Origin of the sequence: Aquamicrobium soli, assembly GCF_042646345.1 — a bacterium.
Lineage (GTDB): Bacteria > Pseudomonadota > Alphaproteobacteria > Rhizobiales > Rhizobiaceae > Mesorhizobium > Mesorhizobium soli_A.
This window is the reverse complement of sequence record NZ_JBHRTK010000013.1, coordinates 76,861-101,868: the sequence shown is the minus strand read 5'-3', so window position 1 is coordinate 101,868 and position 25,008 is coordinate 76,861. Positions and strand designations below refer to the sequence as shown.

Sequence of the window (25,008 nt, the reverse complement as noted above, 5' to 3'; positions counted from 1 at the left end):
GCTGATCCATGTCTGCCCCTTGTCGAAGGTCGATCGGGTCGTGGCGCAATCCGGCGCGGCACGGCTGGTTTCCCTGCTTTCGGCCGGCACGACGATGACCCGGCCAGCGGTGATCGCTGCCGAAAACCACCTTCTGCTCGCCATGAACGACATTGCCGAATTGCGCGACGGCATGACCTTGCCCGGCGAATCCCACGTGCGGCGCATGCTCGATTTCGTACAGGCGGGAGATCGAACTGCGCCGCTGGCGATCAATTGCTATGCCGGGGTCAGTCGCTCGACCGCCGCCGCCTATATCGTCGCGGCGGCCTTTGATCCTTCGCTGGACGAGATGGAACTGGCGCATACGCTGCGCTTCCTGTCGCCCTCGGCGACGCCGAACCCCCGGTTGATCGAGGTCGCCGACGCCATTTTGGGCCGGCAGGGTCGCATGATCGCGGCGATCAGGGCAATCGGACGTGGGGCCGATGCCTTCGAGGGAGCCCCCTTCGCATTGGAGATCTAGAGAATCCAGTCCGCCAGCGCCGCCTTGCGGATATCCCGCAGCAGGGTGATGAACCCGTCGGCCTGATGTTGCGCCGTCAGCCGGCCTTTCTCCGCCGTGGCGGAGGCGGCGTCGCCGACCACGCCGTTGGGGTTGAGGTCGGCGGCGAGCCAGGCGAAGGAGTGGGTGCCGGTCTGGCGCAGCAGCGCGAACTCGCCCTCGGCGCGGGTGACGTTGGAAACAAAGTCCTGCGCCTTGCCCATGTCCACGAGGTCGGGGCGAAAATGCAGCATCAGCGAGGTTTCCACGTCGCCGCCATGGATGCCGTAGCGGTCCTCGCTCTCGGTATAAAGTCCGGCGGGGCGGCCGAAGCGCTGCCAGCTCGTCTTCACCGCCAGCATCTTTTCACGCACCCGGAGTTCGCGCGTGACGATGCTCATGACCTCCTCGTTGCCGCCATGCGAATTGACGACGACGATCTTCTTGATCCCGGCCCGTGCCACCGACAGGCCGAGTTCCCTCCAGGCGTCGGTCAGCGTGGCGGGCGGCAGGGTCAGCGTGCCCGGAACCTCGATGTGCTCGTTGGATTTGCCGACGGCCTGCACCGGCAGGATGCGGATGTCGAGGTCGTCCGGCAGCCGGGAAATGACCGTCTCCAGCATTCCTTCCATGATCGTGGTGTCGGTCGAGACCGGCAGGTGCGGGCCATGCTGCTCGATCGCCGCCACCGGCAGGACGGCGATGGTCGCTTCGGGATCGATCAGGGCGTATTCGGTTGCGCGGTAGTCGCCCCACCACACCCGCCGCTTTGGCGTGTTCATAGGCTGCTTCCTGTCAAAAACGCGTCACGACGCCGATGCCGACGCCGTCGAAGCGGTCCATCGCCATCAGCGCGGCAGGGGCCTCCTCGAGGCTCATCCTGCGCCCGACGAGTATTTCGGGCTTCAGCTTGCCGGTCGCGATCATATCCATCATCGCCTGATAACGGAACGCCTGCATGCCGTGGCTGCCGCGGATTTCCAGCTCGAAGGCAATGATCTTGGCCATCGGCACCGCCGCCTTGGCATGGTCGCCGAGCATCAGCCCCACCTGCACATGGCGGCCGCGCCGGCGCAGGTTGGAGATCGAGTTGAACGAGGTAGTCGGATGGCCGAGCGCGTCCATCGACATATGCGCGCCGCCATTGGTGATCTGCTTGACCGCCTTGACGACGTTCGGCGTCGTTGCCGCGTTGACGGTCGCGACCGCACCGATCTTTTTCGCGAATTCCAGCTTTTCCTCGGTAAGGTCGATGGCGACGACATTGGCGCCCATGGCGCTGGCGATCATGATGGCCGAAAGCCCGACACCGCCGCAGCCATGCACCGCTACCCATTCGCCCGGCGTCACCCGGCCCTGGTCGACGACCGCCCGGAACGAAGTCACGAACCGGCAGCCGAGGCTGGCGGCGGTGGCGAAATCCATGGATTCGGGCAGCCGCACCAGATTGGTGTCGGCGAAGTCGATGGCGACATATTCGGCGAACGAGCCCCAGGCCGTGAAACCGGGCTGGAACTGGTGCTCGCATACCTGGTGGTTGCCCGAAGTGCATTCGACGCAGCGGCCGCAGCCGGCGACGAACGGCACGGTCACGCGGTCGCCGGCCTTCCAGCGACTCACCTGCCGGCCCACCGCCACCACTGTGCCGGCCAGTTCATGCCCCGGCACATGCGGCAGGCGGATGTCGGGGTCGTGCCCCATCCAGCCGTGCCAGTCCGAGCGGCAAATGCCGGTCGCCTCGAGCTTGATCACCACGCCTTCCGGCGCCGGCCGCGGGTCCGGCACCGTCCGGATCGCCGGCGCCTGGCCAAATTCCTCGAAGACAACCGCTCTCATCGGTGTTCCTTGCTGGGTTTTATGGACGCCGACAGGGGCGCGCAGCGACATTCGGCCGGATCGCGCGGCCAGGCAAGGCACCGCACCGTGAAAAATGTCCCGCTGGCCGCGACAGATGCCGGCAATGTACTATTTTGCAATTATCGGCCTATCTTGCCGCTGCTACCTTGTCTCAGCCAGAAATAAAGCACCTCGCCGTATCATGCCATGACCGCACCGCTGGAAGCCGCTCGTTTTCTCATCATCGACGACCACCCGCTGTTTCGGGAGGCGCTGCATAGTGCCGTCCAGATGGCCTATCCCGATGTCGATACGGTCGAGGCGCGCTCCATCGCCGAGGCGGTGGATGTTCTCGCTTCGGGAAAATCCTTCGACCTGGCGCTGCTCGATCTGTCGATGCCGGATGTGCGCGGTTTCGAGGGGCTGCTGCAACTGCGCACCCGCTATCCGCGCCTGCCGGTCGTCATCGTCTCCGGCTACGAGGATGCCAAGATCATTTCCGAGGCGCTGTCCTACGGGGCCGCCGGCTTCATTCCCAAATCGGCGCGCAAGAGCGAACTGGCCGACGCCATACGCACGGTGATGGACGGGGCCGTCTTCGTGCCGGAAACCTACCAGGCAGGCGCGCAGGGGGCGGACAGCATCGATCGCGCCGACCTCGTCTCGCGGCTTTCCAAGCTGACGCCGCAGCAACTGCGCGTCCTTCGCATGCTGCAACAGGGGCTGCTCAACAAGCAGATCGCCTATGAGTTGCAGGTGGGCGAGACCACGGTGAAGGCGCATGTCTCCGAGATCCTGCGCAAGCTCAATGTCTACAGCCGCACGCAGGCCGTGATCGAGGTTTCCAAGCTCGACAACGCCGACCTGTTCCGCGACCAAGTTTAAGCTAGAAGGTGCGCCAGCAGCGCGCGCAACTGCGCCGGCTTCAGCGGCTTGCGCATCAGTTCTATCCCTGCTGAACGGGCGGCCTTGACCACCGCGTCCGAAGGGTCGCCGGTGATGATCAGGGCAGGGACGATGCGACCGAGATAGTCGCGCACCTCGGCGATGGTATGGCTGCCGAGGTCGCCGTCGTTGAGGTGCTGGTCGGCGATGATGATGTCGGGCACCCATGCGGTATCGCCGAGCAGGTCGAGCGCTTCGTCGGTGGCGGTCGCCTGCCGCACCACGCACTGCCAGCGTTCCAGCAGCGAGGTCATCGCCCGCAGGACATCGACGTCGTTCTCGATCAGCAGCACCTTGGTGCCGAACAGGCCGTAGCCGCGCGGCCGCTCCATCTCGCCGACGACCTCGATCTCGCCGTGACGGCCGCTGCCGGCCGGCACGTCGATATGGAAGATCGTGCCGCGCCCAACCCGCGACGAGAACGTGATGGGATGGTCGAGTGCGCCCGCGATGCGCCGCACGATCGCCAGCCCCAACCCCAGCCCGCCGCTGGCGAGCGAGGTGTTGGCCGAAATGCTGCCGCGGTTGAATTCCTCGAACACCGCGTCGTGCTGGTCTTCGGGAATGCCGCAGCCGGTATCCGCCACGTCGATGCGCACCGTGTCGCCGCGATGGCGTATGCCGACCAGGACGCCGCCCGCGCGGGTATAGCGCAGGGCGTTGGAGATGATGTTCTGCAGGATGCGGCGCAAAAGCGTGCGGTCCGAACGCACGGTCGCCGGCGCCGGGCGGAACTTGAGCTTCAGCCCGTTCAGATCCGCCAGCGGCTGGAAATCCGAGCGCAGCGAGGCGAACAGCGATTCCAGGCTGACATCGCCGATTTCCGGCCGCACCACGCCGGCGTCGAGCTTGGATATGTCGAGCAGGGTGCGCAGCAGATCCTCCATCGTTTCCAGCGAGCGCTCGACCTGGCGCACCAGTTTCCTGCCTTCCTCGCCCATCTGGATTTCGGCCAGGGCGGAGATCGAGAGGTGGGCGGCGTTCAGGGGCTGGAGAACGTCGTGGCTGGCGGCGGCAAGGAAGCGTGTCTTCGACAGATTGGCGAGTTCGGCGTTTTCCTTGGCCGCGCTGAGGTCGGCATTCGACTGCTCGAGCCGGCGCAGCGTCGAATGAAGCTCGTCCGTGCGCGTGCGCACCTGGTTCTCGAGCGCAATCGCCGTCTGGAACAGCGAGAAGGCGTTGCCCTGCTGGTCCATCGCTCGTTCGACGCGGTCGACCAGCGCGGCGTTGATCTTCTTCAGCCGCGCGACGTCCGTTATGTCCTTCAGGGGCATCGAAGTTCCTATTCCGCCGCCTGGCGCCGGCCGAAGGCGATGCCGGTAAAGGTCTGGTTGAGGTGCATCGACCGGTACTGCTCGCCATAGGTACCGAAGCCGATCACCCGATGTTCGCGATAGAGTTCCGATATGCCGCGCAGCACCTGCCGGTTATGCGCATCGAGCCGCCGCAGAACGCAGTCGAAGCCCAGAATCATGTCGATGCCGCCAAGGCGCCGCTCGACCGAAGTGAGGGCGGCGCGCGTGCTTTCGACCATGCTCTTGGGCTCGGCGATGGAAAGCACCACGCCGTCGTCGATGGCGCAGAAGAAGGACAGCGAGCCGTCCTCGTTCAGCTTTTGGATCGAACGGCAGTAATATTCGCCCCCGACCTTCACCACCACCGGGTGCGAGGCAAAGCTCATCGGCGTCAGCGACTGCTTGTCGATGCCGACCGAGACCGCGTATTCCTCGGCGGCGTTGGCCGCATTGAATTCGCGGACCAGGCGATGCTCCGGGTCCGAAGCCGTAACCACCAGCTTTTCCTCGGTCGGCAGGAAATTGTCGGTCTTGAAGACGCGGAAGGGAATCTCCGTGGCGATGAGGACGACGATGGCGCTGTCGGACGCGACGCGGCCGTTGGAAATGAGGCGCGTCGTTTGGAACTTGAGGTCGTCGCCTGCCGAGCCGCCGATCAGGGGAATGTCGTCCAGGCCCCAGTGAATGGCCGAGGTCACCGCCTCCTCGGTGTTGGAAAGACCGTCGATGAAGCAGAGCGCGAAAGTGCTGCCGGCGGGCCTGAGCTCCGCCTTGGTGCGAATATGGCGACGTAACTCGCTGACATTGCTGGTTATCTTGTCCATGCCGGTGGACGAAAGATCGTCGATCATGGCGCTGGTCACGCAAAACAGCGCAGTCGGGAACAGCACCGCTACCATATGGCCTTCCGTCAGCCCGTCCGGCGTGATCTCCCCGGCCGTCGAGCAGCCGGCATAGTGGAGGGCCGGCACATGAGCCTTCAACGCCGATGAAAGGGTGTCGGCGTCGATCAGGCTTTGCGAGAAGAAAATGAGGGCGAATCCCGCTTCGATGGCCGCTACTTCCAGCGCTATTGCACGAGCAAAACCGTCAGCATCCGCGGCATCGGTGGTGAGCGCGGAAAGGCCGCAGGCGTATCGTGTCCGCGAACAGGCCAGCAGGTTCCTCCCTGGTATGTCGGAGGGCATTGTGGGTTGTCCGGGCGGCTTTGGCAATGGGGGGCTGGAGACGCCGTTCGCGTGACCGAAAGTACAATATACGGCCTTTCGGGCGGATTGCATTCTCGTATAATTCGGGAATCCAGAGGGCTGTTTTTCAAGCGTTATACAGGATATGAATAACGGCAGACGCCGCGCCCCGACGAGCGCGGCGGATGGATACCAAGGTTGATTACCCAGGGAGGTTTCATGTCGGACGTATCGTTGACGGTGAACGGGAGGCAGGTGAGCGGCACCGTCGAGGACCGCACGCTTCTGGTTCATTTTCTGAGGGAAAATCTCGGCCTTACCGGCACCCATGTCGGTTGTGACACGTCCCAGTGCGGCGCCTGCGTCGTCCATGTCGACGGCAAGGCGGTCAAGTCGTGCACGATGCTGGCGGTACAGGCTTCCGGCTCGGTGGTAACCACCATCGAGGGCCTGGCCGACGGCGCCGACCTGCACCCGGTGCAGGCTGCGTTCAAGGAGTACCACGGCCTGCAATGCGGCTTCTGCACGCCGGGCATGATCATGACGTCGGTCGACATGATCGCGCGCCATCCCGAAGGGCTGGACGAAGCGACGGTTCGCGACGAACTGGAAGGCAATATCTGCCGCTGCACCGGCTACCACAACATCGTCAAGGCCGTGCTCGCCGCCTCGAAGGAGATGTCGAAGGCCGGCAAGGGCAAGGCGAAGAAAGCGGCTTAGTGGTGGGCGGCCGGTGATGAATGGCCGGTAGCAGCCGATCTTCGATTGGCGCTCGGCCCGCTGGGGCCTTCGACCGTTCACACCTGTTTCATCCACCATTCACCGAAAGCTCTGGAGGAGATCTCTGATGGGTATCGAAGGTATCGGCGCGCGGGTTGCGCGCAAGGAAGACAAGCGTTTCATCACCGGCGCGGGGCGCTATGTCGACGACATGGTCGTGCCCGGCATGAAACATGCGATGTTTGTGCGCAGCCCGCACGCGCATGCGCAGATCAAGAAGATCGACGTCAAGGCCGCGCAGGCCATGCCCGGCGTCATCGGCGTGCTGACCGGCAAGGAACTGAAGGCGGACGGCATCGGCAACCTGATCTGCGGCTGGATGATCCATTCCAAGGACGGCTCGCCGATGAAGATGGGCGCCTGGTCGGCGCTGGCCGTCGACAAGGTGCGCTATGTCGGCGACGCGGTAGCCGTCGTGGTGGCCGATACCAAGGCGCAGGCGCGCGACGCCGCCGAGGCGGTCGAGGTCACCTACAAGGAACTCAAGTCCGTCACCGACGCCTCCAAGGCGATGGACAAGGGCGCGCCGCAAATCCACCCCGAAGCCGAAAACAACCTGATTTTCGACTGGGATATCGGCAATGCCGACGAAACCGCGGCAGCCTTCAAGAAGGCCGCCCATGTCGTCGAGATGGACATCGTCAACAACCGTCTCGTGCCGAACGCGATGGAGCCGCGCGCGGCGCTCGGCCACTACGACAAGGCCGAAGACCACTACACCTGCTGGACGACCTCGCAGAACCCGCATGTCGCTCGCCTGGTGATGAGCGCCTTCTACAACGTCGCCCCGGAAAACAAGCTGCGCGTCATCGCCCCCGATGTCGGCGGCGGCTTCGGCTCGAAGATCTACATCTATCCGGAGGAGATCGTCTGCCTGTGGGCGTCCAAGCGCACCGGCGTGCCGGTGAAGTGGGTGGCGGACCGCACCGAAAGCTTCATGTGCGACGCCCATGGCCGCGACCATCACAGCCATTTGGCGATGGCCTTCGACAAGGACTACAAGATTCTCGGCTTCAAGGTTGAAACCAAAGCCAATCTCGGCGCCTACATGTCGCTGTTCTCGTCGGCGACGCCGACCTATCTCTACGCCACGCTGCTGTCGGGCCAGTACGACATCCCGGCCATCCATGCCAACGTGAAGGCCATCTACACCAATACCGCGCCCGTCGACGCCTATCGCGGCGCAGGCCGGCCCGAGGCAGCCTACAACGTCGAGCGGATGATGGAAGTCGCCGCTCGCCAGTTCGGCATTTCCCCGGCGGAGCTTCGCCGCAGGAACTTTATCAAGAGCTTCCCGCACCAGACGCCGGTCATCATGAACTACGATGCCGGCGATTTCGCCACCTCGCTCGATATGGCGTTGAAAGCGGCCGACTACGCCGGTTTCGAGAAGCGCCGCGAGAAGGCCCGCAAGGCCGGCAAGCTGCGCGGCATCGGCTTCTCCTGCTACATCGAGGCCTGCGGCATTGCGCCCTCGGCGGCGGTCGGCAGCCTCGGCGCCGGCGTCGGCCTGTGGGAATCGGCGGAAGTGCGCGTCAACGCGGTCGGCACCATCGAAGTGCTGACCGGCTCGCACAGCCACGGCCAGGGCCATGAGACGACGTTCGCGCAGCTCGTCGCGCAGCGCCTTGCCGTTCCGCTCGACTCGATCTCCATCGTCCATGGCGACACCGACAAGGTGCAGATGGGCATGGGCACCTACGGCTCGCGCTCCGGCGCGGTCGGCATGAGCGCCATCGTCAAGGCGCTCGACAAGGTCGAGGCCAAGGCCAAGAAGATCGCCGCGCACCTGATGGAGGCCGACGAGGCCGACGTCGTCATCGAAGACGGCGCGCTGAAGGTCGCCGGTACCGACAAGTCGGTGCCGTGGTTCCAGATGGCGTTGGCGGCCTATACCGCCCACAACCTGCCGCAGGGCATGGAGCCGGGCCTGAAAGAGACCGCCTTCTACGACCCGGCCAACTTCACCTTCCCGGCAGGCTGCTACATCTGCGAGGTCGAGATCGATCCCGATACCGGGCATACCGATATCGTGCAGTTCGTGGCGGCCGACGATTTCGGCAACATCATCAACCCGATGATCGTCGAGGGCCAGGTGCATGGCGGCGTGACCCAGGGCATCGGGCAGGCGCTTCTCGAAGGCGCCAACTACGACCCGGCCAGCGGCCAGCTGCTGACGGCAAGCTACATGGACTACACCATGCCGCGCGCCGGCGACGTGCCGTCCTACAAGCTGTCGACGTCGAGCACGCCGTCGCCGTCCAACCCGCTCGGCCTCAAGGGCTGCGGCGAGGCCGGCGCCATCGGTTCGCCGCCGGCAGTCATCAACGCCATCACCGACGCGATCGGCACCGAGGAAATCACCATGCCCGCGACCCCGCAGAAGGTCTGGGCGGCCATCCGCGCGGCAAAGCACTGAGGAGGACGAAACCATGTATTCGGTCAATTACCATCGCGCCGCCTCGCTTGCCGATGCCGGCAAACTCCTGAAGACCGGCGACGCCAAGCTGCTTTCCGGCGGCATGACGTTGCTGCCGGCCATGAAGACGCGTCTCGCGGCGCCGTCGGACCTGGTCGACATTTCCCGCATCGATGCGCTGAAGGGCATCAAGGTTTCGGGCAAGAACGTCACCATCGGCGCCGCCACGACGCATTACGAGGTCTCGACCAACGAAAAGCTGGCCAAGGTGTGCCCGGCGCTGGCGCATCTCGCCTCGCTGATCGGCGACCCGGCCGTTCGCCACCGCGGGACGATCGGCGGCTCGATCGCTAACAACGATCCGGCGGCGGACTATCCGGCGGCGATGCTGGCGCTGGGCGCCACCATCGTCACCAACAAGCGCGAGATCGCGGCCGAAAAGTTCTTCAAGGGCCTGTTCGAGACGGCGCTGAAGGACGGCGAGATCGTCACTGCCGTGACCTTCACGGCGCCCGCCAATGCCGGCTACGAAAAGTTCCGCAACCCGGCCTCGCGCTACGCCATGGTCGGCGTGTTCGTGGCCAAGGGGAAGGGCGTCACTGTTGCCGTGACCGGGGCCGGGGACGACGGCGTTTTCCGCTCGAAGGAACTGGAAGCGGCTCTTTCGAAGAATTTCGACGCCTCGGCGCTCGCGGGCGTGAGCGTTCCGGCCAAGGGGCTGATGAGCGACATGCACGCCAGCGCCGAATACCGCGCCCATCTGATCACGGTAATGGCGAAGCGGGCGGTGACGCAGGCCAACGCCGCCTGAGGCGGCGCCAATCGGTTCCATCGGTCGGCCGGGCAGGCGGGCCGATGGAACGGGACTTCCTATTCCGCGCCCAGATCGCGGATGAAATAGCGGACGGTTTTCTCGCCGCCATGGATGACGGCGTCCCCGACCTCGACGAAGCCGAGGCTAGCGTGGAACGCGTCCGAAGCCGGGTTCGGCGGCTCGGCATTCACCTCGCAGGTGACGATCGTGTGGCCCGCCGCGCGCGCCTCGGCAAACAGCGCTTCGTAGAGCCGGCGCGCATGGCCGCGACCCCGCGCCGATTTGGCGACGACGACGCGGTCGACATAGACGAAGCGCGGGTAACGGTCGCGAAACCACCGGAAATTCGGGCTGCCGTAATCCGCGTCCTGGTCGAGCGCGATGATGAAGGCTTCGGCCGCGCCGATGCGCCGGACATAAAAGCCCTGGCCGAGAAGCCGGGCGAGGTTTTCGGGCTCCAGCCACGACAGTTCGGCCGCATGCTCGTTGTTGAGCGACAGGATCGCCGGTTCGTCGGCCGGCGAAATGAGGCTAATCGGGACGGAAAAGTCGGTCGGCATGGAATACCCACGTTGATGAAGCGCAACCGGCGCGGATTGCCATGGCCGCTGCGATCCCGCAAGCGCGTTCCTCGCGGGCAGCGTCCAGGCTCGCTTTATTAACAGGGGACCTGTATAGCGGCGCTTCGACGTTCCCGCGCAGCGGGAACATCTGCCAAATCCGCGGGCATGGACTGGATGGCACGGGATAACGAACTTCAGCAAGCGGCGGTCGCCTACAAGGCGCCGATCGTCGCTGTCGCACCGATGATGGACTGGACGGACAGGCATTGCCGGTTCTTTCATCGGCAGTTGACGCGCCGGGCCTTGCTTTACACCGAGATGGTCGTCGCCGAGGCCGTCATCCATGGCGCGCGCGAGCGCTTGCTGGGCTTCGATGCGGTCGAGCATCCGGTCGCCCTGCAGCTTGGCGGCTCGGACCCGCGCAAGCTCGCCGAGGCGGCGCGCATCGGCGAGGCGTTCGGCTATGGCGAGATCAACCTCAATGTCGGCTGCCCGTCCGACCGGGTGCAGTCGGGCACCTTCGGCGCCTGCCTGATGAAGACGCCGGCGCTGGTGGCCGATTGCGTGACGGCCATGAAGGCGAGCGTTTCCGTGCCGGTCACCGTGAAATGCCGGATCGGCGTCGACGACCAGGACCCGCAGGCCGCACTCGACGAACTCGCCGGCGGCGTTTTCGCGGCCGGCGCCGATGCGCTGTGGGTGCATGCCCGCAAGGCCTGGCTGGAAGGGTTGTCACCGAAGGAAAACCGGGAAATTCCGCCGCTCGACTATGGCCGCGTCTACGGCCTCAAGGCAGAAAATCCCGGCCGCTTCATCGGCATCAACGGCGGGATCCAGACATTGGCCGAGGTGCAGGGCCATCTGCAAAGGCTGGACGGCGCCATGCTCGGCCGCGTAGCCTATCACACGCCGGGCATCCTGACCGGCGTCGATGCCGCCATCCATGACGACCCGTACGAAGCCTTCGACTACGCCGCGCTCATCGAGACCATGGCCGCCTACGCGGCCCGTCATATCGAACAGGGCGGGCGGCTAGGCCATATCACCCGCCACATGGTCGGCCTGTTCCATGGCCTGCCCGGTGCGCGCCGGTGGCGGCAGATTCTCTCCACCGACGGGACGAAGCCCAACGCAGGGCCGGAAGTGCTGCGGGCCGCCTTCGCTTCGGTCGACCTCGACAGCGAGCAGGGCGAGGCAGCCTGACACTTGGAGCCGGATGATCTCAGGCCGATTCGACCTGAGATCATCCGGCTCTGAATGAAAAGGATAGAGCATGATGTCGTCCGAAAACCGCTTCACGCTTTTCGGCATCATGCTCCAGATCAGTCGCGCAGGATCATGCGGTCGCCGCGAACGTCGAAGCCCGACAGCGTCGAGATGAAATTCATGCCGAGCAGGCTTTGGCCGAGCGCGCCGGGTGCGGCGATCAGGATCTGCATGTCGTTTCGCACGATGCCGCCTATTGCGATCTGCGAGGCGCGCGCACCCGCCGCCTGCGTCACGCCATTGGCGGTGGAGACCGGCACGGTATAGCGCAACCCGGCCGGGTCGAAGCCGGCGGCTTGGGCGTCGGCCGCGGTCAGCACGGTGCTGCTGGCCCCGGTGTCGACCACCACCCGGACCGGCGCATCGTTGATGAGGATGCGCGCCTCGAAATGACCGTTGAGGGCTTTTTGCAGCGTTACCGTCGCGCGGCCGTCATCCTGGCCGAGCGCCAGCGGGCTGCCGGGCACGAGCCCGGCGCTGACGCGGTTGGCGAAATCCTGCAATTCATAGCGATACTGATAGCCGGCGACCAGCGCGAGCACGATCAGGAACCAGCCGCCGAACTGCTTGGCCAGCGTGCCGAGGGGACGGCCCGACCGCAGCACGAAAGCGCCGATCACCGCTGCGAGCGTGCCCACCCAGACGAGTTGGGCAAAATCGTCATTGGCGATGCCAAAAGTCTGTCCGGCGGAATTGTTGAGCATCAGCAGGACCAGCGCGAGGCCGATCGCCGCCATGATGATCCAGAAAAGCCTATTCATGCAGGTGTGTTGCGCTCGCGCGCCATGCGGCTGCGGCGGGTCTCGCGGCGCGGCTTGCGCTCCACCGTCTCAAGGCGTGCCGGCAGTTCGGCCATTACCGACTGCCGCGTCTCGGGTGTCATTTCGATCCATGCGCCGATCTCGGCCTTCGTGCGGCCACAGCCGAAGCAGTAGCCCGTCACCTGGTCGATCGAGCAGACGAGAATGCAGGGGGATGCGATGGCCGACATCAGAAAAATCCTTCGATTGCTCCCACATGGTGCAACATCGCAGCCAATGCAAGCCTTTCCAAACCCGCCGTGCCTGGCCATTTTCGCGCCACGACGCAAAGGTTGTGCCCGGACGCCAACAGGTCTATCCGCATGCCATCTGCAAGGGGCTCGGAAACACATGAACAGCGCACTCCCTTTCGACGACATTCGCGACCTGCTCGCCAACCTGCCGCCCGCGGATGCTCAAGCGGCAGCAAGAGTGCGCACGCTGTTCGACAAGGCCGAGAAACCGCACGGCTCCCTTGGCCGCATCGAGGAAGTCGCCGCCTGGCTGGCAGCATGGAGCGGCCGGGCGCCGCCCTTCGTGCGGCGGCCATTGGTGGCGTTGTTCGCCGGCAACCACGGCGTCGTGCATAACGGCATCGTGCCGGGCGAAATGAGCTCGACCGTCAGGGCGGTCGAACTGTGTGCGGCGGGCGGCGCGGCGATCAACCAGATCTGCATCGCCCATGACCTCGGGCTGAAGGTCTTCGACCTCGCCCTCGACATTCCGACCGGCGACATCACCATGGAGGCAGCGCTCAGCGAGCGCGACTGTGCTGCCACCATGGCCTTCGGCATGGAGGCGGTGGCCGATGGCACCGACCTGCTGTGCCTCGGCGCGCTCGGCGCCGGCAACGCCACCGTCGCGGCAGCGCTGCTGGCTGCCTTGTTCGGCGGTCGCAGTGCCGACTGGGTAGGGGCGAGCGAGGAGGACGCCACGACAGCCCGCCGGGCCGAGGCCGTGGACGCCGCGCTCGCCTTCCACGGCAACCACCTCAAGGAGCCGCTGGAAGCATTGCGGCGCGTCGGCGGGCGCGAGTTCGCGGCAATTGCCGGCGCGATCCTTGCCGCGCGCACGCAAAAGGTACCGGTCCTGATCGGCGGGCGCGTCGCTTTCGCCGCCGCCGCCGTTCTGCACGCCGCCAGCCCGGCAGCGCTCGACCATTGCCTTTTGGCCGGCATGCCGGCGCTGGCCGCCTACAGGCAGGCAGCGGCCAGCATCGGCCTCAGCCCGTTGCTCGACCTCGGCATCGACCATGACGAAGGGGTGGGCGCTGGGCTCGCGGCCGGTATCGTCAAGGCGGCCGCGCTGTGCAGTTCCGGCATGGCGGCCGCCGTGCGCGAACACTGACGGTGGTTTAGCGCCGCCGCCCGCCGGCGACGGACTTCATCGGCAGCGCCGGCAGCTCTTCCATCACCCGGCTCAGCGGGAAGATGGCGATCGCCTCGGTGCCCTCGCGCAGCTTGGACACCAGTTGGAACTCGCCGCCGTGCATGGCGACAAGGCCCTGCACGATCGGCAGGCCGAGTCCCGTTCCCTGTTCCGCGCTCTTGATGGCGATCGAACCCTGGCCGAAGGCCGACAGCACGATCGGGATTTCCTCCGGCGGGATGCCGGGGCCGTTGTCGCGCACCGAGACATACTGCCCGCCGCCCGCCGTCCAGCCGACGCGGACACGCACCTCGCCGCCGGTCGAGGTGAACTTTATCGCGTTGGAAAGCAGGTTCAGGATCACCTGGCGCAGGGCCCGCTCGTCTGCGAACAGGCGCGGCAGCGAGGCCTCGAAATCCTGGATGATGCGGATGTCCTTGTTGCGCGCGCGCAACTCCATCATGTGGCAGCAGTCTTCGGCGATGTTGAGCAGCACCACCGGCTCTTCATGCAGCTGGTAGCGGCCGGCTTCGATGCGCGACAGGTCGAGGATTTCGTTGATGAGATTGAGCAGGTGCTGGCCCGAATCGTGCACGTCCTTCGCGTAGTCGCGATAGGTGGGATTGTTCATCGGTCCCAGCACCTCGTTGCTCATGACCTCGGAAAACCCGAGGATGGCGTTGAGCGGCGTGCGCAGTTCGTGGCTCATCGAGGCAAGGAACCGCGACTTGGCGAGGTTGGCCTCCTCGGCGCGCCGGCGCGCTTCGTCCGACATCGACTTTGCCGTCTCCAGTTCCGCGATCAGCGCGTCCTTCTCGGTCTGGAACGACATCAGCATGACCGAGGAGCGGTAGAGGTGGCTTGCCACATAGGCGAAAAAGGGAAGGGCGACGGCAAGCAGCCCGACCATGATGGCCTCGACCGGGCTCCATGGCCGCGTGGCGAAATAGGCATAGGCCACTATCGGACCGGCAAACGTCGCGATCAGGGCCCCGCGCAACGACGACGTCATGATTGCCGTGGCGGCCATCGCGAACAGGAGCATGACCGCCTTGATGACCGGGAACTGGTCGACCGAGCACGTATCGCAGCCGAGCGAGGCGAAATAGACCCAGCCGAGTCCGCTCAAAAGATGCGCGACGAGGAAGCTGCGGCGGTTCTGTCGTGGCTTGAGATTCGCCGTCTCCGTGCGGTCGACATGGCGGGCGACGAAGACGAGGCCGGCATGGCAGGCAACCGTCAGCACCGCCCAGATCACGATCTTGCCGCTCATGCCGATGGCAAGGCCGGCTACCGCGATGGCAAGCACTAGAAGCGCGATCGCCGTAGCGCCGCCGACCATGGCGCGTGCATGCAGTTTAAGGAGCTCGCGGTCGAAGTCGGGCGTCGCGGATTGCTGGGCCAGTCGGTCGCGCATCTTGCGCACGGCACGCGCAACATCGCTGTTGCGATGCGGCTTGCGGCGGTCCACGATGTTCTTGTCCGCCGTGCTGGCGATTTGCAGCGACATGAAAAATTCGATTTTCGAGCGGTGGTTTCAATTTTCAACACTACAACCGAATGATTAAGAGACTGTTTTTCCATGCTAGTTCCGGGCCGCGCGGCCGCCGTGGCGCACCCCGACGCCGGCGCCCCGGGCGCAGGCTGCTGGACTATGCGCTGACGCTTGTCCTTCTGGCAGTGCTGGTTGCGGTCGCGGCCCGGCTCGACCGCAGGGAGCCGGTCGAGTCGCAGGGGCGGCCGACCGTGAATGACGGCGATTCCCTGACCTTCGGTTCGTTGCGCGTGCGGCTGGTCGGCATCGATGCGCCGGAATACGGCCAGGCCTGCAGGCTGGAAGGTGCCGACTATGCCTGCGGCAAGCGCTCGCGCGAGGCGCTGGTCAAGGCCATAGGCGGGCAGGAGGTATCTTGCAGCGGCAGCGAACACGACCGCTACGGCCGGCTCCTCGCCGTCTGCACCGCCGGCAGCCTCGACCTCAACCGGGCGCAGGTCGAGGCGGGATGGGCCGTCTCCTATGGCGATTACCGGGCGGAGGAAGCAAAAGCACGGGCGGCGGGGGCCGGCATCTGGGCCGGCGGTTTCGAGCGGCCACAGGACTGGCGCCGCGATCACGGAACGGCGACAGAAACAGGCGAGGGCGATCTTTTGGCCCAAACCGGCGATTGGCTGCGCCAGACCCTTCGGTTTTGGGCGCAGGCGACCTATAGTCTGCTGATGGACCTAGCGATGGACCCGGGCGGAAACGATAAATGAAGCTCTTCGATGGTGGTCGCGCGCCAAATCCGCGGCGCGTTCGCGTGTTCCTGGCCGAAAAGGGCCTGAGCGTTCCGCTGGTTCCCGTCGACATGGGCGCGATGGAGCATCGGCAGGAAGCGGTGAGTTCGCGCAACCCGTTGCAGCGGCTGCCGGTACTGGAACTGGACGACGGCACGATCCTCACCGAATCCGTCGCCATCTGCCGCTATTTCGAGGAATTGCAGCCGGAACCGCCGCTGTTCGGCAAGGAGGCGCTCGGCAAGGCGCAGGTCGAGATGTGGCAGCGGCGCGTGGAACTCAACCTTTTCAACGCGGTGGCCGCCACCTTTCGCCACCTTCATCCGGCGATGAAGGAGTGGGAGGTACCGCAGATCCCGGAATGGGGCGAGGCGAACAAGCCCAAGGCGGTCGAGTTCCTGCGCTTTCTCGATGGCGAACTCGCCGGCAGGGAGTTTGTCGCCGGAGATTCCTATAGCATCGCCGATATCACCGGCCTGATCGCCGTCGACTTCATGAAGCCGGCGCGCATCCAGATGCCGCCCGACTGCACGCATGTGCAGAGGTGGTACCAGGCGGTTTCAAGCCGGCCGAGCGCGACGGCCTGACATGAGCGAAGCCCTCGACCAGTTGCTGGCGCAAATCCGCGGCTGCCGCATCTGCGTGGAAAGTCCGACCGGCAAGCCGTTGCCGCATGAGCCCCGGCCGGTCATCGCCGCCTCGTCTTCGGCGCGCATCCTCATCGCCAGCCAGGCGCCCGGCACCAAGGTCAATCTGAGCGGGAGGCCGTTCACCGACGCTTCCGGCGACAGGCTGCGGAACTGGCTCGGCGTGACCGACGAGGAATTCTACGATCCGCAGAAATTCGCCATCGTGCCGATGGGGTTCTGCTTTCCCGGGCAGGACGCCCATGGCGGCGACCTGCCGCCGCGCCGCGAATGCGCGCTCCAGTGGCGCCAGCCGCTGATGGACCTGATGCCGCAGATCGACCTGGTTCTCACCATCGGCATCTATGCGCAAGGCTGGCATATGGGAACCGCACGCCGCGCCTCGCTCAGCGAAACGGTCATGAACTGGCGCGCCGCTTGGGACAGTTCCGAGACCCGCAAGGTCCTGCCCTTGCCGCACCCGTCCTGGCGCAACACCGGCTGGCTGAAACGCAATCCGTGGTTCGAAACGGATTTGCTGCCTTTCCTGCGCGCAGAAATCCGCTCCCGGCTCGGCTGAAGTCTGCGCAATATTTGCCTACCGGCAGAGGCTGAAGGCAGAAATTCTTTCTTGTGAAGGTAGGGTTTTGCGGGGATTATAGGCAATCTTTTCTTGAGGGAAGCCGAATGGATCGCCTGGACAGGAAAATTCTGCGCCTTTTGCAAGAGGATGCGACCCTCGCGGTCGCCGACGTGGCCAAGAAGGTCGGCCTGTCGACCACGCCTTGCTGGCGGCGCATCCAGAAGCTGGAGGAAGAAGGCGTCATCAAGCGCCGCGTGGCGGTTCTCGATGCGGCCAAGATCAACGTCAAGGTCACCGTCTTCGTCTCGATCCGCACCAACTCGCACAGCCATGAATGGCTGCGACGATTCTCCGAGGTCATCCAGGAGTTTCCCGAGGTGATCGAGTTCTACCGCATGAGCGGCGACGTCGATTACCTGCTGCGGGTGGTGGTGCCCGACATTGCCGCCTACGACGCCTTCTACAAGCGGCTGATCTCGAAGATCGAAATCCGCGACGTGTCGTCGTCCTTCGCCATGGAGCAGATCAAGTACACGACCGAACTGCCGCTCGACTACATGGTGCTGGACAAGGAGTCCGGAGCGAACGCGGCCTGATCCGGCCGCGTCGCATGTCCTATATCGAAGCCGGCGTTGGCTGCTTTCGGGGTGGTCAGCGCTCCAGGCGCGCCAGCAGTGCGGAAGTATCCCAGCGGTTGCCGCCCATCGCCTGCACGTCCTTGTAGAACTGGTCGACCAGCGCGGTGACCGGCAGGCTGGCGCCGTTGCGGTCCGCTTCCTCGAGGCAGATGCCGAGGTCCTTGCGCATCCAGTCGACGGCGAAGCCGTAGTCGTATTTGCCGATGTTCATGGTCTTGTGGCGGTTTTCCATCTGCCAGGACCCGGCCGCGCCCTTCGAGATGACCTCGACCACCTTCTCGATGTCGAGCCCGGCCTTCTTGCCGAAGTGGATGGCTTCTGAGAGCCCCTGGATGAGGCCGGCGATGGTGATCTGGTTGACCATCTTGGTAAGCTGGCCGGCGCCCGCCGGTCCCATCAGGCCGACCATGCGGGCAAAGGCGTCGATTACGGGCCTGGCCGTGTCGAAAACCGCCTGCTCGCCGCCGACCATGACGGTCAGCACGCCGTTCTCCGCGCCCGCCTGGCCGCCGGACACCGGCGCATCGAGGAAGGAGAAGCCGGCTTCCTTCGCCTTGGCATCCAGTTCGCGCGCGACCTCGGCGGAGGCGGTGGTGTTGTCGATATAGATCGCGCCCTTCTTCATCGTGCCGAAGGCGCCATGCTCGCCGATCGTGACCTGGCGCAGGTCGTCGTCGTTGCCGACGCAGGAGAACACGAAATCCTTGCCTCGCGCGGCCTCGGCCGGCGTTTCGGCCAGGGCGCCGCCATGCTCGGCCACCCATTTCTGCGCCTTCGCCGTGCTGCGGTTGTAGACGGTGACATCGTGGCCGCCCTTGTGCTTGAGATGGGCGGCCATCGGGTACCCCATCACGCCAAGACCGAGAAATGCGACCGATGCCATTGATCTACCTTCCAATTGGGAAATGAAAAACTGCCGCCGATGTCTATGGCATGAAACGGATTCGTCAAGAACCAGATGACGGCCCCGCTCTGGACAGCAGCCGGCGGCCGGTGCTGCCCTACCGCTTCAGGTGCCGGGTGATGCGCCGCTCGATCCAGTCGATGCCATGACGCAGCACCTCCACGATCATCAGGTAGATGATGGCGGCCCAGATATAGGACTGGAAATCGAAGGTGCGCGCATAGGTCAGCCGCGTGATGCCCATCAGGTCATAGACGGTGATGATGGCGACGATGGCCGAGCCCTTGACCATCAGGATCACCTCGTTGCCGTAGGGCCTCAGCGCCACGACCAGCGCCTGCGGCAGGATGACCTTCCACATGGTTTCAAGCTTGTGGAGGCCAAGGGAGGCAGCGCCTTCCCATTGTCCTCTCGGAACGCTTTCTATGGCGCCACGCAGGATTTCAGCCTGGTAGGCGGCCGTGTTCAGCGAAAAGGCGAAGATCGCGCAGTTGAACGCGTCACGGAAGAAGCTCCACAGGCCTACCGCATCGAGTTCGGCCTTGAACGAGCCGACGCCGTAATAGACCAGGAATGTCTGCGCCAGGAGCGGCGTGCCGCGAAAGAAATAGACGTAGATGTAGGCCAGCCCGGACAGGATGGGGTTCTTCGACATGCGGCCATAGGCGACGGGGATGGAAATGAGCGCCCCGACCACGATCGAAATCCCGACCAGCGCCAGCGTCACGCCGAGGCCGGAGACATAGCCGGGGGCATATTTCCTGAACAGTTCCGCGTCCCATGACGCGATCAGGAACCACACCAGCCCAATGCCGAGCAGGGCCCACAGGCAGACGATGCCATAGCCGGCGACGCGCCGGGGCGTCCATGCCTGCGCCGGTACGGGCGGCGGAAGGTCGTCTGCGACGGCGGCGGAATGCGTCGAGGTGCTCATCGCCGTGCATCCTGCCGGCTGACGGCGCGCTCGATGGCGCTGATGCCGAAGGAGGAGATGATGGACAGGACGAGGTAGATCAGCGTGGCGACACCGAAGAACAGGAAGGCGTGCTTGGTCACGCGCGCGGCAACCCCTGCCTGTCGCAGGATATCGGTGAGGCCGATGGCGGAAACCAGGGCGGTGTCCTTCAGCAGGATCAGCCACAGATTGGCGAGGCCGGGCAGGGCGATGCGGATCAGTTGCGGCAGGACCACCAGTCGCATGGTCTGCCCATTCGACAGGCCGATCGCGTAACCGCCCTCGTACTGCCCTTTCGGGATGGCGCGGAAGGCCGATAGGAAGACCTCGCTGGCATAGGCGGAGAAAACGGCGCCAAGCGCCACCATGCCCGAAATGAAGCTGTTGACCTCCACCGTCGTCCCCGGGGAGAAAAACTGCATCACCTTCTGGATGCCGATCTGCGCGCCGTAAAATACCAGGAACAGCGTCAGCAGTTCGGGCAGGCCCCGAAAAATGGTGGTGTAGATGTCGCCGGCAAGCCGCAGCGACGGCTCGTCCGACTGCTTGGCCAGCGAAGCGAGAAAGCCGATGGCAAGGCCGACGGGCAGGGTGGCCAAGGCCAGCGAAACGGTGATGAAGACGCCATAGGCGATATCATCCATCCATCCCTGAGGCCCCCAACTGAGCAGGGTCCACATATTCTGCATCCGCCGGCCTGTCCTCCCGCTCAGTTCCTTCCAGTGGCAGCACCGCCATCGGAAAATCGCGAGTGAAAATGGTTCAATGAAAATTGTTACGCTATTGAATTACAATAGGTATCTATTGGTAGTGTGGACGGCGGTATTGTCCGCCATCCACAGTTCCAGCGATGTGCCTCAGCCGCCGTAAACGTCGAACTTGAAGTACTTGTCGTTGATTTCCTTGTATTTGCCATTGGCGCGAATGGCATCGATCGCGGCATTGAACCGGTTGGCGAGGTCCGTCTCGCCCTTGCGGATGGCGATGCCGGCGCCTGGGCCGTGGATCTCCACCACCGGCTTGATCGCGCCGACGATCTTGCAGCAGGCGCCCTCCGGCGTGTCGAGCCACTGGGTCAGCACCACGATATCGTCGTTGACGGCGTCGAGGCGGCCGTTGGCCAGGTCGAGTTGGTATTCCTGCGCGGTCGGATAAGGCTTGACCGTCGAATCGGTATAGGTCGCGGTCGAGTAGTTGAAATGGGTCGTGGAAGCTTGCACGCCGATGGTCTTGCCGGCGAGGTCTTCCTTGGTGACGCCCTTGATGTCGGTATCCTTCGGCGCGGCGATCGCCGGCGGCGTGTTGTAGTATTTATGCGTGAAGTCGACCTGCTTCAGGCGCTCCGGCGTGATCGACATCGAGGCGATGATGGCGTCGAACTTGCCGGCCTGAAGGGCGGGAATGATGCCGTCCCAGTCCTGGGCGACGAACTCGCACTTGACCTTCATCTCGTCGCACAGCGCCTGCGCGATATCGACGTCGAAGCCTTCCAGCTTGCCGTCGGCGGTCAGGTTGTTGAATGGCGGATAGGCGCCTTCGGTGCCGATCTTGAGTGTTTTCTCCTGCGCCTGGGCAATGCCCACAGTCATCAGCGCGGCCGAGGCCGCCAGCGCGATACGCAAAGCAATACGCATGGTGTTCCCTTCTTATACAAAGCCAAGCCGTTGTTTCCACAACGCTCCGGGCGATCCTCCCGATCGCTCGCTGGCCGGATACTCCCACTCTTTCCGACAGAAAAGCAACCGCAAACTACTTGGCCCGGCAAACACGATCGCCGCATTCACCGGCCAAGCGCGGTAACCCGCTCGATGAAGTCGGCAATGGCCGAAACGTCGTCGAGATCGAATACCGGCAGGCTTTCCTGCGGCTGGGGCCGGTCGGCGGCAATCGCCACGATATTCGGATCGCTCGCCGAAAGGGGAACCGTAACCTTGGCGCCGGACCGGCGGGTCTCGATCTTCTGGTGGGATTCGCGCTTGTAGCCCTCCACCAAGATGATGTCGCAGTCCGCAAGCCTCGCCAGGATCGCCTCCAAAGGAGGCTCCGCCTCGCCGCTCAGTTCATGCATCAGGGCCCAGCGCCGTCCCGAAACAAGGGCGACCTCCGACGCACCCGCCTGGCGGTGGCGGAAACTGTCGGTGCCTTCCTGGTCGATATCGAAGGCATGATGGGCGTGCTTGACCGTGGAGACCCGCCAGCCGCGCGCCGTCAGTTCGGCCACCAGCCTTTCCGTCAGCGTCGTCTTGCCGGAATTCTTCCAGCCGGTGATGCCGAAAACCCGCCTGGTCATGGCTGCGTTTCCATCAGGCGCAGCGGTTGACGACCGCCGTCCGGAAGAACGACGCCTGCGATCTTGTTCCTCATTGCCAGATGCCTGTGCGCCAGCCTGCGGGAGTCATGCGGCCTATATGCCGTCCGGCGCCATCGCAGGTCCAGTGCTTTCGGCCGCCGCCTTGCCCCGGCCGACGACGCGTTCCCGGTAGAGCGTGTAGAGACCCGAGCCAATGATGATCGAGGCGCCGACGATCATGGGCGCATCCGGGAAATCACCGAAAGCGATCACGCCGATCACGATAGCCCACAGCAGGGCAGTGTAGCGGAACGGCGCGATGAACGAAATGTCGCCGATGCGCATCGCCATGATGATGAACTGGTAGCCGATCAACAGAAGCACGGCGCCGACCACCAGCAGCAGGACTTCCTCGACGGTCATGGGCGTCCAGCCGCCCATGGGCTGGACCATGGCCGCGCCGACGGAAGTGACAGCCACGGATGTCGCGGCCGAGATCAGCAGGGTCGGGATGGCGTTGGGGACCTGCTTGGTGGCGAGATCGCGCATCGCGCACAGGATCACGCACAACAGCACCAGCAGCGAATAGGCGCTGAACCCCTCGAAGCCCGGACGAACGATGATCAGCACGCCGACGAGCCCGGCCGCGATCGCCAGCCAGCGGCGCGGGCCGACATACTCGCCGAAGAAAAGGGCCGCCCCCATGGTCACGGCAAGCGGCAGCGCCTGCTGCACCGCCGAGACATTGGCGATCGGCAAGTGCGACAGCGCGATGAAGTAGGTCAGCGTGGCGAGGGCCTCGCCGGCCACGCGCAGCGCCACCATGGGGTGCAGGACGGCGCTGGGGCGTGAGAGCGCGCCGCGTTGCCAGGCAAGCAGGGCGACCAGCAGCGTCGCGAATACACCGCGCACAGCCATGATCTGGCCGATATTCATCGCCTCGGAGAGATGCTTTGTGATGGCGTCGCTGATGGTGAAACCGGCCATGGCGACGGCCATGAACAGGGCTCCGCGAGAATTATGGGATAGGGGCACGTCGCGCTTCCCGTTGCGAACCGCTTCCAGCCTGTAGCAGGCGCGGGAAAAACAGCAACATCAAAGCGCTATGCCACGAGGGAGATTACGTTCTGCCGCCTGACGGCAGGAAAATCAGCCGCCCGTGACGCTCATATGGCGCGACACCGACGGCCGCTTGGTGCGCCGGTCGATGACGAAATCGTGCCCCTTGGGCTTGCGGCCGATCGCTTCGTCAATCGCGGCTGCCAGCAATTCATTGCCCTCGGAGGCGCGCAGCGGCGCGCGAAGATCGGCGGCGTCTTCCTGGCCGAGGCACATATAGAGCGTGCCGGTGCAGGTAAGGCGTACCCGATTGCAGCTCTCGCAGAAATTATGGGTCATCGGCGTGATAAAGCCGAGCCGCCCGCCGGTCTCTGCGACCTCGACGTAACGCGCCGGCCCGCCGGTCTTGTAGGGAATATCCTTGAGCGTGAACTGGCGCTCGAGCGACGCGCGCAGCAGCGACAGCGGCAGGTACTGGTCGGTCCGGTCTTCCTCGATCTCACCCATGGGCATGGTTTCGATGACCGTCAGGTCCATGCCGCGCCCGTGCGCCCAGCGGATCATCTCGGGGAGTTCGGCGTCGTTGAAGGCCTTCAGCGCGACGGCGTTGAGCTTGACCTTCAGGCCGGCGGCCTGGGCCGCGTCGATGCCTTCCATGACCTTCTCGATGCGTCCCCAGCGGGTCACCTGGTGGAATTTCACCGGATCAAGCGTATCGAGCGAGACGTTGATGCGCTTGACGCCGCAGTCGGCCAGTTCCCCGGCAAAGCGCGAAAGCTGCGAGCCGTTGGTGGTGAGCGTCAATTCATCGAGAGCGCCGCTCTTGAGGTGCCGGGAAAGTTCGCGCACCAGATGCAGGATGTTCTTGCGCACCAGCGGTTCGCCGCCGGTCAGGCGCAGCTTGCGCACGCCCTTTTCGATGAACACGGTGCACAGCCGGTCGAGTTCCTCCAGCGTCAGCAGGTCCTTCTTGGGCAGGAAGGTCATGTTCTCCGCCATGCAATAGGTGCAGCGGAAATCGCAGCGGTCGGTTACCGATACGCGCAGGTAGCTGATCGTACGGCCGAACGGATCGATCATGTCCATGCTACGACGACTTTCCTCTCGAGCGACGCGCCATTCATCCACCGCGCCGTTATATTCTCCTATGTGATACGATCGCGCAGCCGGTGCAAGGGTGCAAGGCCCAACCTTTGGTAATATGCGGTGTGCCGGGACGCCGCGCCGCATTGGAAGCGCCAGGTCCGCCGGCTAGCGTTATAGTAGGGCAAACGGGAAGATCGAGCGACACCATGACAGCACCAAAGGAACTCCGGGTATCGAAAGACCGCAGGCTGATGACCATCACCTTTCCCGACATGGCGCCGATGGAACTGACGGCGGAGCTGCTGCGGGTCGCGTCTCCTTCGGCTGAAGTACAGGGCCATTCGCCGGAACAGCGCGTGACCGTTCCCGGCAAGCGCGAGGTCGCCATCCTCAAGGTCGAACCGGTCGGCAATTACGCCGTGCGCATCACCTTCGACGATTTCCACGACACCGGCATCTTCACCTGGGCCTATCTGCTGGATCTCGCCCAGGAAAAGGAGGCGCGCTGGAACGCCTATCTCGCCGAACTGCAGGAAAAGGGACTGAGTCGCGACCGATAGCGCGACGGAAGCCAAAGGCTGGCCTCGCGAAGGCCGGCATTGGCCGCTGGCGGAAGGAACGGTTCGAAAAAAGAGGGATTTGGTGGGTGATGCAGGGATCGAACCTGCGACCCGCTGATTAAGAGTCAGCTGCTCTACCAACTGAGCTAATCACCCACGGTGCGCCGGAAAAACCAGCGTTGGCGGGCATATATCCGGCGCTTTCGGCGATGTCCAGCCCCATGGGAGCAATTC

At 64.5% G+C, this 25,008-nt stretch carries 27 protein-coding genes and 1 tRNA gene; 12 read left to right on the top strand and 16 right to left on the bottom strand.

What is annotated here, in order from left to right; all coding sequences use genetic code 11:
• Position 1: 1 nt before the first annotated feature.
• On the top strand, positions 2–505 hold the full coding sequence (locus ACFOHJ_RS14780) for a tyrosine phosphatase family protein (RefSeq protein WP_378221802.1): 504 nt from the start codon (positions 2–4) through the stop codon (positions 503–505).
• On the opposite strand, the gene ACFOHJ_RS14775 is transcribed toward ACFOHJ_RS14780, so the two are convergent.
• Together ACFOHJ_RS14775 and ACFOHJ_RS14770 are read right to left on the bottom strand one after the other, a co-directional pair.
• Positions 502–1,305 carry a creatininase family protein gene (locus tag ACFOHJ_RS14775; RefSeq protein WP_378221757.1) on the bottom strand — a complete coding sequence of 268 codons (804 nt, stop codon included), beginning with the start codon at positions 1,303–1,305 and terminating at the stop codon, positions 502–504. The two genes, ACFOHJ_RS14780 and ACFOHJ_RS14775, sit on opposite strands and share 4 nt — an antisense overlap.
• Before the next feature lie 13 nt (positions 1,306–1,318).
• On the bottom strand, positions 1,319–2,359 hold the full coding sequence (locus ACFOHJ_RS14770) for a zinc-dependent alcohol dehydrogenase family protein (protein ID WP_378221755.1): 1,041 nt from the start codon (positions 2,357–2,359) through the stop codon (positions 1,319–1,321).
• Between the two features lie 207 nt (positions 2,360–2,566).
• Between ACFOHJ_RS14770 and ACFOHJ_RS14765 the strand changes: the two genes are divergently transcribed.
• Positions 2,567–3,244 carry a response regulator gene (locus ACFOHJ_RS14765; RefSeq protein WP_378221753.1) on the top strand — a complete coding sequence of 226 codons (678 nt, stop codon included), beginning with the start codon at positions 2,567–2,569 and terminating at the stop codon, positions 3,242–3,244.
• Here the strand turns inward: ACFOHJ_RS14765 and ACFOHJ_RS14760 are convergent.
• Positions 3,241–4,578: an ATP-binding response regulator gene (locus tag ACFOHJ_RS14760; protein WP_378221752.1), complete on the bottom strand. Its 1,338-nt coding sequence runs from the start codon at positions 4,576–4,578 to the stop codon at positions 3,241–3,243. The genes ACFOHJ_RS14765 and ACFOHJ_RS14760 overlap by 4 nt on opposite strands.
• Positions 4,579–4,586: 8 nt before the next feature.
• Positions 4,587–5,786 carry an FIST N-terminal domain-containing protein gene (locus ACFOHJ_RS14755; RefSeq protein ID WP_378221750.1) on the bottom strand — a complete coding sequence of 400 codons (1,200 nt, stop codon included), beginning with the start codon at positions 5,784–5,786 and terminating at the stop codon, positions 4,587–4,589.
• Positions 5,787–6,005: 219 nt separating this feature from the next.
• Between ACFOHJ_RS14755 and ACFOHJ_RS14750 the strand changes: the two genes are divergently transcribed.
• The 3 genes from ACFOHJ_RS14750 to ACFOHJ_RS14740 all read left to right on the top strand — a co-directional run bounded on the left by ACFOHJ_RS14750 (position 6,006) and on the right by ACFOHJ_RS14740 (position 9,796).
• Positions 6,006–6,506: a (2Fe-2S)-binding protein gene (locus ACFOHJ_RS14750; RefSeq protein ID WP_378221748.1), complete on the top strand. Its 501-nt coding sequence runs from the start codon at positions 6,006–6,008 to the stop codon at positions 6,504–6,506.
• A 127-nt stretch (positions 6,507–6,633) separates the two neighbouring features.
• Positions 6,634–8,985 (top strand): xanthine dehydrogenase family protein molybdopterin-binding subunit, encoded by a 2,352-nt coding sequence (locus ACFOHJ_RS14745; protein WP_378221746.1) that lies wholly within the window; start codon positions 6,634–6,636, stop codon positions 8,983–8,985.
• 13 nt (positions 8,986–8,998) lie between these two features.
• The gene (locus ACFOHJ_RS14740; RefSeq protein ID WP_378221745.1) at positions 8,999–9,796 is read left to right on the top strand and encodes an FAD binding domain-containing protein; all 798 of its coding nucleotides are present in this window, start codon (positions 8,999–9,001) and stop codon (positions 9,794–9,796) included.
• 59 nt (positions 9,797–9,855) lie between these two features.
• Here the strand turns inward: ACFOHJ_RS14740 and ACFOHJ_RS14735 are convergent, their stop codons facing one another.
• On the bottom strand, positions 9,856–10,359 hold the full coding sequence (locus tag ACFOHJ_RS14735) for a GNAT family N-acetyltransferase (RefSeq protein WP_378221744.1): 504 nt from the start codon (positions 10,357–10,359) through the stop codon (positions 9,856–9,858).
• A 177-nt stretch (positions 10,360–10,536) separates the two neighbouring features.
• On the opposite strand from ACFOHJ_RS14735, the gene dusA reads away from it, so the two are divergent.
• On the top strand, positions 10,537–11,565 hold the full coding sequence (dusA, locus tag ACFOHJ_RS14730; protein ID WP_378221743.1) for a tRNA dihydrouridine(20/20a) synthase DusA: 1,029 nt from the start codon (positions 10,537–10,539) through the stop codon (positions 11,563–11,565).
• Between the two features lie 119 nt (positions 11,566–11,684).
• Here the strand turns inward: dusA and ACFOHJ_RS14725 are convergent, their stop codons facing one another.
• The gene (locus tag ACFOHJ_RS14725; protein ID WP_378221741.1) at positions 11,685–12,389 is read right to left on the bottom strand and encodes a TIGR02281 family clan AA aspartic protease; all 705 of its coding nucleotides are present in this window, start codon (positions 12,387–12,389) and stop codon (positions 11,685–11,687) included.
• A complete protein-coding gene (locus ACFOHJ_RS14720; RefSeq protein ID WP_378221739.1) occupies positions 12,386–12,619 on the bottom strand; it encodes a DUF1289 domain-containing protein in 234 nt (77 codons plus the stop codon). The genes ACFOHJ_RS14725 and ACFOHJ_RS14720 overlap by 4 nt, the downstream gene beginning before the upstream one ends.
• Before the next feature lie 160 nt (positions 12,620–12,779).
• Here ACFOHJ_RS14720 and ACFOHJ_RS14715 point away from each other — a divergent pair, with 160 nt between their 5' ends.
• Positions 12,780–13,775 carry a nicotinate-nucleotide--dimethylbenzimidazole phosphoribosyltransferase gene (locus ACFOHJ_RS14715; RefSeq protein WP_378221738.1) on the top strand — a complete coding sequence of 332 codons (996 nt, stop codon included), beginning with the start codon at positions 12,780–12,782 and terminating at the stop codon, positions 13,773–13,775.
• Positions 13,776–13,782: 7 nt separating this feature from the next.
• Here the strand turns inward: ACFOHJ_RS14715 and ACFOHJ_RS14710 are convergent, their stop codons facing one another.
• Positions 13,783–15,306: a sensor histidine kinase gene (locus ACFOHJ_RS14710; RefSeq protein WP_378221737.1), complete on the bottom strand. Its 1,524-nt coding sequence runs from the start codon at positions 15,304–15,306 to the stop codon at positions 13,783–13,785.
• 50 nt (positions 15,307–15,356) lie between these two features.
• On the opposite strand from ACFOHJ_RS14710, the gene ACFOHJ_RS14705 reads away from it, so the two are divergent.
• The 4 genes from ACFOHJ_RS14705 to ACFOHJ_RS14690 all read left to right on the top strand — a co-directional run bounded on the left by ACFOHJ_RS14705 (position 15,357) and on the right by ACFOHJ_RS14690 (position 17,878).
• Positions 15,357–16,052 (top strand): thermonuclease family protein, encoded by a 696-nt coding sequence (locus ACFOHJ_RS14705; RefSeq protein ID WP_378221735.1) that lies wholly within the window; start codon positions 15,357–15,359, stop codon positions 16,050–16,052.
• On the top strand, positions 16,049–16,660 hold the full coding sequence (locus ACFOHJ_RS14700; RefSeq protein ID WP_378221733.1) for a glutathione S-transferase: 612 nt from the start codon (positions 16,049–16,051) through the stop codon (positions 16,658–16,660). Before ACFOHJ_RS14705 ends, ACFOHJ_RS14700 begins: the two co-directional genes overlap by 4 nt.
• Before the next feature lies 1 nt (position 16,661).
• Positions 16,662–17,279, top strand: a complete 618-nt coding sequence (locus ACFOHJ_RS14695; protein ID WP_378221731.1) for a uracil-DNA glycosylase family protein — start codon at positions 16,662–16,664, stop codon at positions 17,277–17,279.
• 107 nt (positions 17,280–17,386) lie between these two features.
• The gene (locus ACFOHJ_RS14690) at positions 17,387–17,878 is read left to right on the top strand and encodes an Lrp/AsnC family transcriptional regulator (RefSeq protein WP_378221729.1); all 492 of its coding nucleotides are present in this window, start codon (positions 17,387–17,389) and stop codon (positions 17,876–17,878) included.
• A 55-nt stretch (positions 17,879–17,933) separates the two neighbouring features.
• Here ACFOHJ_RS14690 and ACFOHJ_RS14685 read toward each other — a convergent pair whose 3' ends face one another.
• The 7 genes from ACFOHJ_RS14685 to moaA all read right to left on the bottom strand — a co-directional run bounded on the left by ACFOHJ_RS14685 (position 17,934) and on the right by moaA (position 24,214).
• Entirely contained in the window at positions 17,934–18,803 is an 870-nt protein-coding gene (locus tag ACFOHJ_RS14685) for an NAD(P)-dependent oxidoreductase (RefSeq protein ID WP_378221727.1), read from the bottom strand.
• Positions 18,804–18,921: 118 nt separating this feature from the next.
• A complete protein-coding gene (locus ACFOHJ_RS14680) occupies positions 18,922–19,758 on the bottom strand; it encodes an ABC transporter permease (protein ID WP_378221726.1) in 837 nt (278 codons plus the stop codon).
• Positions 19,755–20,468, bottom strand: a complete 714-nt coding sequence (locus ACFOHJ_RS14675) for an ABC transporter permease (RefSeq protein WP_378221724.1) — start codon at positions 20,466–20,468, stop codon at positions 19,755–19,757. Before ACFOHJ_RS14675 ends, ACFOHJ_RS14680 begins: the two co-directional genes overlap by 4 nt.
• A gap of 168 nt (positions 20,469–20,636) precedes the next feature.
• Positions 20,637–21,413, bottom strand: a complete 777-nt coding sequence (locus tag ACFOHJ_RS14670) for an ABC transporter substrate-binding protein (protein WP_378221723.1) — start codon at positions 21,411–21,413, stop codon at positions 20,637–20,639.
• Positions 21,414–21,559: 146 nt separating this feature from the next.
• Complete coding sequence (gene mobB, locus ACFOHJ_RS14665; protein ID WP_378221721.1) at positions 21,560–22,069, bottom strand: molybdopterin-guanine dinucleotide biosynthesis protein B; 510 nt, start codon at positions 22,067–22,069, stop codon at positions 21,560–21,562.
• 114 nt (positions 22,070–22,183) lie between these two features.
• The gene (locus tag ACFOHJ_RS14660; protein ID WP_378221720.1) at positions 22,184–23,104 is read right to left on the bottom strand and encodes a DMT family transporter; all 921 of its coding nucleotides are present in this window, start codon (positions 23,102–23,104) and stop codon (positions 22,184–22,186) included.
• Between the two features lie 114 nt (positions 23,105–23,218).
• Positions 23,219–24,214, bottom strand: a complete 996-nt coding sequence (moaA, locus tag ACFOHJ_RS14655; protein WP_378221719.1) for a GTP 3',8-cyclase MoaA — start codon at positions 24,212–24,214, stop codon at positions 23,219–23,221.
• A 206-nt stretch (positions 24,215–24,420) separates the two neighbouring features.
• Here moaA and ACFOHJ_RS14650 point away from each other — a divergent pair, with 206 nt between their 5' ends.
• Positions 24,421–24,774: a gamma-butyrobetaine hydroxylase-like domain-containing protein gene (locus ACFOHJ_RS14650; RefSeq protein ID WP_378221718.1), complete on the top strand. Its 354-nt coding sequence runs from the start codon at positions 24,421–24,423 to the stop codon at positions 24,772–24,774.
• An 80-nt stretch (positions 24,775–24,854) separates the two neighbouring features.
• Here ACFOHJ_RS14650 and ACFOHJ_RS14645 read toward each other — a convergent pair.
• A tRNA-Lys gene (locus ACFOHJ_RS14645) sits at positions 24,855–24,930 on the bottom strand.
• Between the last annotated feature and the right edge of the window lie 78 nt (positions 24,931–25,008).